The organism is Streptomyces graminilatus (assembly GCF_001418565.1).
In the GTDB taxonomy this organism is placed as follows: Bacteria; Actinomycetota; Actinomycetes; order Streptomycetales; family Streptomycetaceae; genus Streptomyces; species Streptomyces graminilatus.
Window position 1 is genome coordinate 21,399 of record NZ_LIQQ01000027.1, and the last position, 13,294, is coordinate 34,692.

13 protein-coding genes are annotated in these 13,294 nt (G+C 61.6%); 12 read left to right on the forward strand and 1 reads right to left on the reverse strand.

Annotated features, from left to right (window positions below):
- The first annotated feature begins 11 nt into the window (after nt 1-11).
- From AOK08_RS42650 to AOK08_RS03255, 8 genes are all read left to right on the forward strand, one after another.
- Nucleotides 12-1,433 carry a phage portal protein gene (locus AOK08_RS42650; protein WP_079053791.1) on the forward strand — a complete coding sequence of 474 codons (1,422 nt, stop codon included), beginning with the start codon at nt 12-14 and terminating at the stop codon, nt 1,431-1,433.
- 41 nt (nt 1,434-1,474) lie between these two features.
- On the forward strand, nt 1,475-1,996 hold the full coding sequence (locus tag AOK08_RS03230) for a hypothetical protein (RefSeq protein ID WP_055523436.1): 522 nt from the start codon (nt 1,475-1,477) through the stop codon (nt 1,994-1,996).
- A gap of 107 nt (nt 1,997-2,103) precedes the next feature.
- Nucleotides 2,104-3,195, forward strand: a complete 1,092-nt coding sequence (locus AOK08_RS03235; RefSeq protein WP_055523438.1) for a hypothetical protein — start codon at nt 2,104-2,106, stop codon at nt 3,193-3,195.
- Nucleotides 3,192-3,758 carry a hypothetical protein gene (locus AOK08_RS03240; RefSeq protein WP_241826802.1) on the forward strand — a complete coding sequence of 189 codons (567 nt, stop codon included), beginning with the start codon at nt 3,192-3,194 and terminating at the stop codon, nt 3,756-3,758. Before AOK08_RS03235 ends, AOK08_RS03240 begins: the two co-directional genes overlap by 4 nt.
- 13 nt (nt 3,759-3,771) lie before the next feature.
- Nucleotides 3,772-4,101: a hypothetical protein gene (locus AOK08_RS03245; RefSeq protein ID WP_055523439.1), complete on the forward strand. Its 330-nt coding sequence runs from the start codon at nt 3,772-3,774 to the stop codon at nt 4,099-4,101.
- Nucleotides 4,098-4,505: a hypothetical protein gene (locus AOK08_RS42655; RefSeq protein ID WP_241826803.1), complete on the forward strand. Its 408-nt coding sequence runs from the start codon at nt 4,098-4,100 to the stop codon at nt 4,503-4,505. The genes AOK08_RS03245 and AOK08_RS42655 overlap by 4 nt, the downstream gene beginning before the upstream one ends.
- Entirely contained in the window at nt 4,502-4,888 is a 387-nt protein-coding gene (locus AOK08_RS03250; RefSeq protein ID WP_157876539.1) for a hypothetical protein, read from the forward strand. The genes AOK08_RS42655 and AOK08_RS03250 overlap by 4 nt, the downstream gene beginning before the upstream one ends.
- A 79-nt stretch (nt 4,889-4,967) precedes the next feature.
- Nucleotides 4,968-5,552: a phage tail tube protein gene (locus AOK08_RS03255; RefSeq protein WP_241826804.1), complete on the forward strand. Its 585-nt coding sequence runs from the start codon at nt 4,968-4,970 to the stop codon at nt 5,550-5,552.
- Nucleotides 5,553-5,596: 44 nt separating this feature from the next.
- On the opposite strand, the gene AOK08_RS45465 is transcribed toward AOK08_RS03255, so the two are convergent.
- Nucleotides 5,597-5,872, reverse strand: coding sequence for a hypothetical protein (locus AOK08_RS45465; protein ID WP_157876540.1), 276 nt, complete (start codon nt 5,870-5,872; stop codon nt 5,597-5,599).
- A 166-nt stretch (nt 5,873-6,038) separates the two neighbouring features.
- Between AOK08_RS45465 and AOK08_RS03260 the strand changes: the two genes are divergently transcribed.
- From AOK08_RS03260 to AOK08_RS03290, 4 genes are read left to right on the forward strand one after another with little or no spacing between them, the layout of a single operon-like run.
- Complete coding sequence (locus tag AOK08_RS03260; protein WP_055523443.1) at nt 6,039-6,293, forward strand: hypothetical protein; 255 nt, start codon at nt 6,039-6,041, stop codon at nt 6,291-6,293.
- Between the two features lie 17 nt (nt 6,294-6,310).
- Nucleotides 6,311-6,703, forward strand: a complete 393-nt coding sequence (locus AOK08_RS03265) for a hypothetical protein (protein ID WP_241826805.1) — start codon at nt 6,311-6,313, stop codon at nt 6,701-6,703.
- 8 nt (nt 6,704-6,711) lie between these two features.
- Nucleotides 6,712-12,264 (forward strand): transglycosylase SLT domain-containing protein, encoded by a 5,553-nt coding sequence (locus AOK08_RS46335; protein ID WP_198539095.1) that lies wholly within the window; start codon nt 6,712-6,714, stop codon nt 12,262-12,264.
- 16 nt (nt 12,265-12,280) lie between these two features.
- A complete protein-coding gene (locus AOK08_RS03290) occupies nt 12,281-13,270 on the forward strand; it encodes a phage tail domain-containing protein (RefSeq protein ID WP_055523445.1) in 990 nt (329 codons plus the stop codon).
- Nucleotides 13,271-13,294 lie beyond the last annotated feature (24 nt).

The following is a 13,294-nucleotide window of genomic DNA, read 5'->3' on the forward strand; positions in this document are numbered from 1 at the left end:
TGAGGTAATGCATGATCGTACCGCCCAATGGCTATACCGCCATGTCTCCGCCTTCCACTCCGAAGGAGTGGTTGCAGTACCTGTACGGGAAGCTGCCAGCCCCCAACTCGCCCGCCCGGATCTATTCGCGGTACTACGAGGGAGAGCAACAGAAGCTAGCTTTCTCCCAGGCGCGATTCAAGTCCGCCTTTGCCGATGTCTTCGAGCAGTGGCGAGACAACTTTTGCGGGATGATCGTCGATTCGACGAATGAGCGTCTGCATGTCGACTGCTTCCGTCTCCCTGACTTCCCCGGCACGGACAAGGACTCTCGCGAGTTCTGGCAGCGCTCCAGCATGGATGCCTTCTCCAACAGCGTCCATCTGGACGCGCTGATCCAAGGCGTCTCGTACGTGCTCGTGTGGGCAGACCGCAACGGCGATCCGACCATCACTCCCGTCTCGGGCGAGCAGATGGCCGTGCAGTACAAGGCCGGCTCACTGACGGAGCTGGAAGCCGCGGCCCGCTTCTACCTGGACTCATGGGGCCGGCAGATAGCCACGCTGTGGACGGAGCGGTACGTCTACGAGATCCCTGTCGGTGAGACCGACTGGGAGAAGGGCACAGCAGCCCCCAACCCGCTCGGTGTGGTGCCGGTGGTCCCGTTCGCCAACAGGGTTCGGCTCGTTGGTGACCCGTACTCCGAACTCAAGAACGTCATCCCGATCCAGGACGCGATCAACAAGACGCTCATGGACGCGCTCACCGCGTCCGAGTTCGCGGCCTTCCCCCAGCGCTGGGTCACGGGCCTGGAAATCCAGGAGGACGAGCACGGCAACCCCATAGAGCCGTTCCAGGTCGCGGTGGACAAGTTGCTCCAGGCCGAGGACCCCGGAGCCAAGTTCGGGTCCTTCTCCCCCGCTGACCTCAGCAACTACGCCTCGCTGGTCTCCCTCCTCCTTCAGCACATGGGCGCGGTCAGCCGAACGCCCCATCACTACTTCCTCGTCAACAGCGGCTCCGCCCCCTCGGGCGAGTCCCTGATCTCTGCTGAGGCCGGTCTCGTGGCCAAGGTTAAAGAGAGAATGCTTCATTTCGGTGAAGCATGGGAGCGGGTTATCCGACTGTGTTTCGCGGTCAAGCGCGATAAGCGCCGACTCGCATACGGCATGGAGACCGTATGGAAGGACCCCGAGTACAGAACGGAAGCCCAGCACATTGACGCCCTGCTCAAGCTGAAGCTGCTCAACGTTCCGGAGGAGCAGCTTTGGTCTGACGCGGGTTACTCCGCTGCCCAGATCGAAACTTTCCGCGAAATGCGTAAGGAAGACGCGAAGGCAGCGGCAGAGGTTCAGAATCTCGGACCTCAACAGCCAGAAGCTACGCCGAGCGGCGCTAAGCCGCCTCAGGGCAATGCGGGCAACGTGAACCGCAAGCTCCACGAAACCAAGTAACGACCCGCCGAAATGGCGTGTCCATCCGAAATGGAATCACCATGACCGACGAGCAGAACCCCAAGGGCCCCGACGACCAGAAGCCGGACAACGCCCCGGCGCCCACCGTCGAGTCCCTTCAGGCAGAAGTGGACAAGTGGAAGGCCCTTTCCCGCACGAACGAGAAGCGGTGGAACGAGGCGTCCACAGAGCTGGACACGTTCCGACAGGCGCAGATGACCGAGCAGGAGAAGGCCATCGAGGCCGCAAAGGCCGAGGCCCGTACGGCTGCGCTCTCCGAGGTCGGTACCTCGCTGGTTGCGGCAGAGATCCGTGCTCAGGCCGCGACTGCCGGCGTCACCGTGTCCACCGAGTTCCTCGACCTGAACCGATTCCTTGGGGAGAACGGCCGTGCTGACGGAGACAAGGTCAAGTCGTTCATCTCGTCTCTCCCGAAGCCCACTGCCAATCCGGAGTTCCCTCAGCTCATGGGGGCCGGACATCACCAGGCAGGCGGCAACGACATTTCCACTATGGACCCGAACGAACTCGCGGACATCATCGCGAACGGGTCGTTTATCTAAGTCTCTCTTTCGCTTGGCCCTCTGCTAGAGGGGTTTTTTAGCACAGCCTCACAGTGCGCATAAAGACCCCCTCGCGGGGGGCTTCTTTATGCCCTCTGGAGGCCCCTTTGGCGCTTACCACGCACCACTTTAATCTCGACCCCAAGCAGGTCACGATCGCAGCTCTCGGTCTACTCGACCGACAGCTCACTCTCGGCGGCATTCCGGCCCGATACTCGGAACTCAACTTCACTGGCGGACTCGGTGACGTAATCAACGTCAATCGCCAGTCGCGTGGTATCCCTGTCGTTTCTCAGGGCATCTCTTCGCCGATCACCAACCCCATCACCGGCGACAAGAACGTCTTCGCCGCGGCCTCCGACCGGCCGCTTCCGAGCGCCGACCGTAAGGCGCCGAACGGCTTCATCAACGAGTCGCGGTTTCCGGTTCAGTTGACCACCCTGGCGCAGAACGCTTCGACCCTCAGCATGGAGCAGGTTGCGTTCGACCTCAGGCAGTTCGGCTCTCAGGTCCTCTCGAAGTTGACCCGAGGCTTCGCCGAGTACTTCGACGACACCACTGCGGCGTTCATCAAGGCGAACGTCACTCGGTCCGGTCTGACCACCGGCCAGAAGAACGCCATCGGTGGCGATGTTGCAGTAACGATTCCCCAGGCGGACGGCACCGCAGCGAACATGACTCAGCGCGCTCTCGGCATCCGTTCCGCGCTGGTCGACGCCCGCATGGCGCTGAACATCGCCGACGTCCCCCAGAGCGAGCGGTTCCTGATCGCCGGCCCCGAGGTCGAGGCGATCCTTCTCAAAGACCCCGAATTCTTGGCCGTCGACTATTCCGGCGACACGAACGCCCTGCGCCGGGCCGTCGTGGGCCGCATCTACGGCTTCGACATCGTGATCCACAACAGCTTCAGCCTGGAGATGTACCTCTTCCACCGGAGCGCTCTCCTGCTGGTCTCCGCGTGCCCCGCGATCCCGATGGGTGCCGTCAACGGTTCCACGCAGGACATCAGCGGCATCGCCACCCGCATGCTCATCGACTACGACTTCGGGAAGAAGGCCGACACCATCGGTCTGGACACCATGTACGGTCTCGCGACCGTCAAGGAGGACCCCGACTTCAGCGTCCGAGGCACGGCCATCGGCGAGAAGTTCGTCCGTGGTTTGAAGATCAGCATCACCGAGGTTGCGCCGACCCCGTGATCCTCGCTACCGCAGGTGACGTAACTGCCCGCCTGGGCCGTCCTCTTGCGGACGCGGCTGAGACTGCGAGGGTCGCGGCGTTCATCGAAGACGCCACCGCCCTGGTACTCGACTGGTGCCAGAACGACTTCGCGCAGCACCAGGACGAGACGTTCACGCTCCCCATCTCGGGCAGCGACATCGAGATCCCACGACGCTACCTCCCCGGCCTGATTATCTCGGCCGTCGAACTCGACGGCTACGAGCTGGCGGCCGAGGACTGGAAGCTCGTGGGACGCGTCCTCTTCCTGCGCTACGGCAGCACGGTCGGCACGGTCACCCTCACTGGTTCGTGGGGGTGGCCGGCGCCTCCGTCTGTGATCAAGCAAGTCATCTGCTCCGAAGTCATTCGGTGGCTCGCTGTCTCGCCCGGAACGGTTCTGGAGAAGACGGGCGAACTCGAAGTCCAGTACGCCCAGACGGCAAACCATCCAGGTCTCTCCCAGTCCGCTAAGGACAGCCTCAAGCGCTTCAGGAAGCAGGCTCGAAGCCTCGACCTGTGGCGCCCCGTGACCCCCTTCTAACCCCGGAGGTCACATGGCCCTGTTCAACGACCCCATCGAGATCCACCGGGCTCCGCTGGTGAAAGACCCCTACGGCCAACACCGCGACTGGGACCAGGCCATGAAGGTCTGGCAAGGCGTAGGGGCTGCTCTCCCTTACCGGCGCTCATACAAACCGGAGCCTGCTGTCCGGGAGACGAGCCGCACACGCATCACGGTCTACCTCCCCGGAGCCGTCGCCTTCGACTCAGCCGATCGGCTCTTGATCCGCGATGAGTGGTGGGAGTCGGACGGCGAGCCGTGGCCCTGGCGGCTCGGCTCACGACAGTACACGCAGCTCTACGCGAAGCGGGTGACGAAGTGACCAAGCGCCCCATCTCCGAGCCGAAGCGCGGTAGACGCTGGACGAAGTCAATCCGGGATGGCGTCCTTTTCGAAACGGACGTCGGCTTCATGCTGCAAGAGATCCAACACGGCGGTAAATACCGGGAGTTGGCCGCATATCACGCAGCGAAGATTGCCGCTGAAATCATCAAGGCAGCTCCCCGAGGCCCTCACAAGTTCACCGACGAATACTCGATCAAGAAAAATATCCACGCCAACGTGGAGAAGAACGTATCCGGCTGGATCGGTTACGTGACGATTGAGGAAAATCCCAAGGCTCGACACGCCATGCTGCAAGAGCGCGGATATCGCACTCGTGACGGCAAACGCCATGCAGGCCGCTTTTACATAAAGGGCGTACTGGAGAGGCAGCGTATTGAATGAAGGTTGACCCGATACCCGTGGTCGTCGACTACCTGAGGAATTGCCCAGGTATTCCGGCCGACGCACCTACAGGCACGATGGTCGGCCGAGAGCCCGGCGACACCACCCTCTACATCTTGCACAGCGGCGGATATCGCGTGGTCCGCGACGCGATGGACAAGGCCGAAATCTGGTACGACGCCTACCACAAGGACCGCGCCTCAGCCGCCGGCCTGGCATACCTGACCCGTGAATTTCTCCTTGAGGATCTACCCGGCAAGGTGATCAACGGTGTCCAGATTCTCGACGTAATGGAAGTCTCCTCACCTCGATACATCCCCGACGAAACCTCTCTTGAGGACGTGTACGGGGGCGAGGTCTGCATTTTCTACGTCGAATCCTGACAACCCCACCGAGCTTAATTGCTCGGCCTGACGGCCCCTACGGGGGCCGTTTTTGTTTTCCCCTCTTCAAGGAGCATGCATGGCCAATGACGCATCCAAAATTCGGTTCGCGCCAAATGGCGCCCTGTTCGTCGCGCCGGCCCCGACTGGTGGCGGCGGTACTACCCTCCCGACCACCGTCGGCGACGGGGGCACGACCGCCCCGTCCGGCTATAAGAGCTTCGGCTACGTCAACGAGAGCGGCGTCACCATCACGCCGCAGATCAACACGGACCCCGTGAACGTCTGGCAGGCCGCGGTACCGGTCCTCTACAACGTCAAGGACGCCTCGTTCAGCATCAAGGCAACCTTCTCCGAGGTCTCGAAGATCACCACAGAGGCGTTCTTCGGCGCCACCTGGGTCCAGCAGGGCACGGCCGAACTCTGGAAGCTGGACCTCTCCAGCTCCCCCGAGCTGACCGAACTGTCGGTCGTCGTCGACTGGCAGGACAAGGGCAGGAACTACCGCTGCGTGATCCCGCGCGCCATGGTCTCGGATCGAGGCGCGATCACCCTCCAGCGGACCGCGAACCAGGAGTTCGAGCTGACCTTTGAGGCGCTGGATCACCAGGGCGCCTTGGGCTACATGCTCACCGACGACTCCAACGTGGACGACGGTTCCTGATCCTCACCCCTGCCGGTGAGGGCCCAGCTCTAGCGACTGAGTCCTCACCGCGTGTCGAATTCAGAGCCCCACCTTTTAGCCTGATTGTTCATGGAACTTTGGTTTTCGTGTGTCGCGGAAGGGCCGTAGCGCATTCTCTGCGCTACCTCTTCGTCACTCGCCGCTTGCTCCCGAAGTCGCCTGATATCCCTTTCTTCCCACTCAGATGGCTTTTCCCCTCGCCGCCGTTTGGCATCTAGCGCTTCCTGCCGACGATCGGCCAATTCGCGATTCTTCTGGGCCATCTCCTCTATCGACCTTGGGTCGTTGTAGTTCGTCATGCCGTCTCCCTTCCGATTCGGGGCGGCACGCCTTAGTCGCTCAGGCGCTCTACATCCAGTATCTGCCTCCGTTGGCGTAGATGCAAATGATCACCCCTCTGCCGGAGAGGGCTAAATATCCGGCCTCTCTCACCCTCAACCCCCTTTATTTTCATTGGAGTTACCTATGTCTGCTGAGAACGTGGCCGCTGCCGAGTCCGAGGCCACCGAGGAGCCTCGCGTGATCGAGCACAAGGGCGCTGAGTACACCATTCCCGCTCCGCTCGACTTCCCCCTCGAAGTCGTCTACGCGGAGAACGAAGTGGAAATCGTGCGCCTGATCCTGGGCGAGGTCCAGTGGCCCAAGTACCTGGCCACCAAGCCGTCCATCCGTGACTTCCAGGAGTTCTCTGAGAAGGTCAACGGTACGCCGGGAAACTGATGTTGGCCGTCCGAACTGTGCGGGAGCATCCCGAAGAACTTGAAGCCGATCTACTTGAGTTCTTCGGGATCGATCTCCTCGACCTGTGGCGTGGACGGCTCTCTCTCCGGCGTATCGCGGTACTCGTGAAGTCACTCGGGCGCCGGCATGGCCGGTCCAGCCTTGCGGCCGTTCTAGACGAGTCCGCCGAATGGGCCGCCTCTGACTATCTGCTCGCGCGTATCTCTGACGCGCTGGAGATGAGCAACTTCCTGTTCTTGAAGGCAAATTCCGAGGACAGTAGCTCGCTCACTCCGCCTGACCCAATTCACCGGCCCGGTGTCGAGTACGAAGACACCGAAGAGCCGGAATTCGACTACTCCTCCGGTGAGGAGGTTGCGGGCTTCTTCGCCCAAATGAGCAAGCTCTAGGGGGCGAGATGACCACGACACCGCAGGGCATCAAGGTCGGCAACGCGTACATCGAGATCAACCCTCAGATGGACCAGGACCAACTTGCCCGGCAACTCGCCAAGTTCGAGGAAGCCGTAAGGGTCACCTACAAGCGGCAGTCGGACGTCACGAAGGCGTACGCCCGCCTTCAGGTCCAGCTCGAAGAGTGGGTCACGAAGAAGTACGGGGCCCAGGCAAAGGCGCGCCTGGCCATCATCGCCGACGGCATCAAGGCACGAAAGAAGCTCTCGCAGACCGAGTCCGCCGTTCTCCTCCAGGCCCTCGCCGAGGTCGAGAAGGCCGAGCTTGCGAGTGAGAAGCGCAAGACGGCCGCCAAGGAAGCTGCGGCACGGCGCAAGGAGCGGATAGCCCTGGCCGCCCGTGATCTTGAGATCAAGTACGGGCAGGACGTTGCCAACGCCTTCACGGCCCAGATCGCCACCATGCAGGCCGGAAAGAAGAAGCTCACCCTCACCCAGATCGCCGAGACGAAGCGCTGGGCTGAGCTGGAACAGGCCGAGATCCGCAAGGTTGCTGCTGCCCAGCGTCAGGCCCAGCAGGCGGCCATTCGAGGTGCTCAGGTCGAGGCGACCGAGAAGACGGCCGCGGCCAAGAAGGCTCAGCTCGCCTCCACTCGGACATTCGAGCAGGTGAAGAGTCAGCTCCTTCAGCAGATGCAGTTGGAGAAGATGCGGGAACGCGCCCGTCTCGAAGGCGAGTTGGCGATTCAGTCCGCCTCCGGTCGGACCGCCGCATTGCAACTGGCCAGTGCTCGTTCGGGCCTTGCTCAGCTCTCCACCCTCACGAGGCGAAGCACCGCCACCGTGGCGTCTGACTTCAAGAAGGTCGGCACTCGAATAGAGAACGTCGGAACGAACGCCTCTGAGCTGGGGCGAACGCTCATGACGGGTGTCGTCACGCCGATGGCCGCCGCTGGCACTGCGCTGACCGTCTGGGGCCTCAAGGCGGCCGACAACTTCCAGAACACCCAGACGTCGCTGAAGAACATGGGACTGGCGTTGAAGGACGCCAACGACCTCATGAACAACCTGACGACGTACGGCCTTCACACGCCGTACTCGATCGGCGACATGCTCACGTACGGCACGCGGATCGCCCGTGCGGCCGGCGCCCACAACAAGGACTTCACCAGCGCCGATCCGACCCGTCAGGCCAGGGGCTCCGCCGAGGTCTCTCACGAAGCGCAGAGCATTGTTCAGATGATCGGTGACCTCGCAGCGCGAGGTGGTATCACCGACTCGTCCATGGTCCAGCGCGGCTACTACGCGATGGAAAAGCTGATGGATGCCGACCGCGTCTCGCTGCGCGACATGAAGCAGCTTGAGTACGCGATCAACATGCCGGTGCAGGAACTTGCTCAGCTCCTGGGCTTCAAGGACGGGCAGTACACCCAAAAGGAAGTAGACAAGTTCAGGGGCGTCAACCCTGGGTTCCAGGCGAAGGCCGGCGACGTCTTCCCGGCCTCCGGTCAGATGCTGCGCGTCATGGCCAACGCCAAGACCACGGGCGGTGTGCGCGGTCAGGACATGGTCAAGAACCTGCTGGCCTACTGGAACGGCGACAAGGCGGTACCCGGCGGCAAGCCGGACAAGAGCATTAAGGGCTCCGCCGAGCTGCTCGGTACAGCGACGTTCGGTAGCCGCATCTCGAACATGAAGGAAGCCAGCCAGCAGGGCCTTCGCAAGATGTTCCAGTCCTTCAACCCGAAGACGGGTGAGCTGGAGTACACGGGCCTCGGCCAGGCGATCATGGGCAAGCGCGTCCAGGTCAAGGGCAAGGACGGCACAGTCCGGAACGAGTGGCGTGGGGGTCTGCTCAACAAGGTCGCCGGCATCGGCTCCGACCTCATGGGCGAGAACGGCAACGGCGCTGTCCCTCAGATCATGAAGGGCACCGTCGAGGGCCTGTCCACAGCCGTTGACTGGATCAAGGAGTTCGCTGACGAGCTGGAGAAGCACCCCGAAGTCGTCGAGGCAGTCAAGGAGTTCGGCAAGCTCGCTGCTGTCGTAGCTCCGCTGGCTCTCGCCTTCGGTGCCACGGCGAAGATTTTCGGCAAGCTGATCAAGCTCTTCTCTCCGCTGGTCTCCCTGGGCAAGGGCGTCGTCTCAGGTCTGGTCGGTGGCGGCAAGATCGTGGGCCAGGTGGCGCGAGGCGTCCAGTCGGCATCTCAGGGAAACGGCTTCCTCAACGGCTACCGTGCCCAGCGCGGTGTCTACAACAACGGTGACACCCGGAGCCTCGGCCAGCGGACCGTAGATCGCGTTCGAGGCAGGAACAGCCAAGAGGAAACGCTTCGCCTCAACATCTCTCAGTACGACGAGCAGATGAAGAAGGCCAAGCAGGCGGCCGACCAGCTGAAGCGCAAGATCGCTGAACTCAACCGACAGGACCTGTCGAAGCTCGCGAAGGAAGCGGCTGGCAAGGACACCAGCGTCCAGGCCGCCGCGGCGAAGGCCGAGAAGGCAACTGGCAAGGCTGCAAGGGCAGTTCGCAACCTGAACAACGAGAAGCTGAAGGCCCTGAAGGACCAGGTCACCGGCAGCGTCTCCAGGGCCAACGCCCTCACCTCTGCTACAGGCAAGGCGACTTCAGCGGCCAAGACGCTGAACGGCAAGAGCCTGAAGAGCCTGAAGGGCCAGTTCAAGGACGTCGAGGACGCAGCAGACAAGGCGTACAAGAAGGCGTCGACCCTCACGGGTGAGGTCAAGACGCTCAACGGCAAGACGCTGGGGAGTGTCACGAAGGAGGTCAACCACCTCAAGGATGCTCTGTCGAAGACCAACGACAAGGCGGTTGCCCTCAACCTCGCGCTCGACAACGTCGACAACCACAAGGGCGGCAGTAGCAAGAAGCCCAAGAACCCCAAGAAGCACGCCAAGGGTGGCGTCATGCCGGGCTACGCGCCCGGCGTCGACAACATCCCGGCCGTCCTGTCTCCGGGTGAGGCGGTTCTTCGTCCCGAGGTCACTCATGCTCTCGGCCCTGAACGAATCAATTTCTGGAACAGCATGGCCGTCAGAGGCAAGCTGACCAGGAAGTTCGCCAAGGGTGGTGTCGTCGGGAAGCTCGGCCTGGACAAGCTGATCGACCTCATGAAGTTCCGGGATCTCAGCCCGGACATCCTCTCGTCGTTCGCGACGATGCGGATGGACAGCACCTCGAAGTCAATCGGCGGGACCGCGCAAGAGGGCGTCGTCGGATCTGGTACCAACGCCTCGAAGTTCGTCGGCACGGACCTGTCAGAGAAGTTCACCGGAATCTTCGACTTCGTCACGAAGGATTCGTGGAAATTCCTGAAGAAGATGCCCAGCGGCATCGGTCAGATCGTCGGAATTCTCGGTGGTGCCCTCGCCCCGATCAGCGGCCAGTATTTCTGGGATGACGTGTGGAAGGGGCGTGGAAACGTCCTCGAAAGAGGAACAGACTTCCTCGACGACATGTTCTCGATGAAGACACTGAAGGGATTCGTCGAAAATCTTTTCGGGGGCGTCTGGGACTCAGTAAAGAGCATTTGGGACGTCGGCTCTGATCTGGTCACTGATCCGGTCGGGACTGTCTCAGGAGCCGTGGGGGGTGTCTGGGATCTTGTCTCCGCCGAGTACGGCGGCATGGTCGACATGGTCAAGGGCCTCAGAGAGATCGTAAACAGCCCACTCGACTACGCCAGTCAAGTCCTATCAGATACCTACTCGACCGCCAAGGAAGCCCTTCCCAACACGGAAGGGCTTTTTGATTTCTCGGGCTCCGGACTGTCCTCGAAGAAGCCGGACATCTCTGCCTTGGTCGACGGACAGATGAGTACACCCGCCCCTACCGGGGACGCTGTGACTCGCTGGACGCCTCAGGTCAAGAGAGCCCTTGCCCAGCTCGGGCTTCCCCAGTCGTACGCGAACCTGGTACTTCACCGCATTCAGGTGGAGTCGGGCGGCAACCCCAAGGCCATCAACAATTGGGACAGCAACGCCAAGGCCGGTTACCCGAGCCAGGGCCTGATGCAGACGATTCCTCAGACGTTCGCGGCCTATGCCGGCCCCTACGCGTCGCGGGGCATCACCGACCCCATGGCCAGCATCTATGCCGGCCTCAACTACGCCATGCACCGCTACGGCGCCAACTGGTCCAAGGCCCTGTCAGGGACGAAGGGTTACGCCTCGGGCACCAGCGGCGCCGAACGTGGTTGGGCGTGGGTCGGCGAGGAGGGTCCGGAACTCGTACGGTTCAGCGGCGGTGAGACCGTCCTGAACAACCGGGACAGCATGCTCGCCACGGTCAAGGTGCTCAAGGGCTACGCCTCCGGTACCGGGGCCAAGCGCACCACGGGTGTTGCTGCTGACGCCGAGAAGGGCGTGTCCTCGCTCAACTCTGCGGTGAAGAAGCTCTACGAGATCATCACGCAGGCGTTCACCTCGGGCCGTATCGGCTCGGGCACTGCGAACCCCCTGAACAAGTGGCTGGACAAGGAGAACAAGCAGCTCCAGACGCTCGTGCAGCAGCGCGCGGACCTGGCGCCGAAGCTGAAGGACGCGAACACCAAGCTGGCCGCGGTCAAGAGGGACGAAGCCGAAATGGCATCGTCGATCTCGGGCCAGGCCAAGGAACAACGCTCGCTGGTCGGCGTCTTCAACTCGGATGGTGTCTCCGTCTCTTCGGCTCTCAGCGGGCTCAAGTCCCGTCTGGCGAACATCAAGACGTTCCAGGCCAACGTCAGTGCGCTGGTGAAGCGAGGCTTCTCGAAGTTCATCATTTCCGATATCGCCCAGGCTGGCCCCGAAGAGGGCGGCGCCATGGCGAAGGAACTGCTGAACGCGACGTCCGTTCAGGTCGGTGACCTGAACAAGACGTACGCGGCCATCGGTACTGCCTCGGATTCCCTCGGGAAGTCCGTTGCGGGCTCGTACTACTCCGCTGGGAAGAAGGCCGCTCACAGCCTTGTCGATGGCCTGACCGCCAAGGACAACAAGCTGAAGAAGCAGATCGAGGGCCTGGCGGACGAGATCACGAAGACCCTCAAGAAGAAGCTGCACTTCAACTCGAAGACTCCAGTTTCCTCGGGTCTGGCATCTCTGCTCACCTGGCTCACTGGGGAATCGCAGGCTGTCAAGGGCGGCGGGTCCACCAGCAAGAAGAAGACGACCAGGGTTACTACGACCTATTCGACAGATTCCAAGGGCCGAAAGGTGACGACTGTTACCACCACAGTCACTGATCCGACAAAGGGAACCACGACCACCACGACCGAAAGGACTGTGGGCGGTAAGACCACGAAGACTAAAAAGGTGAGCAAGGTGAAGGGCTACTACACCGGTACCCTCTCAGCTTCTCCCGGAATGGCTCTCGTGGGCGAAAGAGGTCCTGAGTTGGTCAATTTCAATGGCGGTGAACGAGTCCATAACGCCCGGCAGACGGCAGAAATGATGGGCCCTCGCTACGAGATCCACATTCACGAAGCCAAGTCTGAGAACACTACTCAGGCGGTCCTTCGGGCGATGAAGTACGCAGAGGTGATGGCCGCCATGTAATCGACAGGAGTACTAAATGCCGATTCCCGCAAGGCCACTAGTTCCGGTAAACGGGGCATTCGCACGAAATCCGAGTGTCCCAGTTCCGGAGGACTGGCAGAACACCTATGTGTCGATCAAGGGAGCCAACGGTCAGGGGGAGGAAATCCCCCTGACCGGCTTCCTGTCCGCCTCGTGGCCGGCCATCATGCTCCAGCCCGGGGCCACCGGCCTCGATATGCCTCCCTTTGAGCTGCACACCGACGACTCCCCGAACCTCGATGGCTCGATGTTTCGAGGAGCCAGGGCGGCAACCAGGCAGATCCTCTTGCCGCTCTTCGTCTACGGCATCGACCGCAAGACACTGCGCTCGTTCAAGCGCAAGCTGGCAAATGCACTGAATCCCAAGCTCGGGTACTGCGTGCTGACCTTCGTCGAGTCTGACGGAGTTTCTCGACACCTTCAGTGCTACTACGCAGGCGGCATGGAGGGTAACGAGTCCGTAGACTCCGCTGGTTTCCGATGGATCTCGTACGGAATCCAGTTGAATGCCGTCGACCCGTGGTTCTACGGGGACAAGGAATTCTCTGACCGTTGGGCCTTCGGGGCTCCTCAGGCATTCCTCGGCAACCCTTTCTTCCCACTCACGCTCGGACATTCAACCGTCACGGCAGGGACCATACAGCTAACCAATCCCGGCGACATCGAAGCCTGGCCGATTTGGACTCTCACCGGCCCTCTGAAGAGTTTCGAGTTCACCGGACCCGACGGTACAAGTTGGGGAATTCCCGCCCGGCTGAGCGGGGTGGATGCCCTTTTGAGTCATCGGACGCTCACCGTGGACTGCCGCCCCGGATACAAGACCGTAAAGGACGACGAGGGAACGAATTATTTCTCCCTACTGTCACCCAACCCGTCTCTCTGGTCGGTGCCCCCTGGCAAATCGACCGTTCAAGCCGATCTCGTCGCAGGCAGCGGAACGCCGTCCGTATCAGTTTCCCTTATTCCTCGCTACACGAGCTACTGACATGAGGTATTCATGGGTTATCGA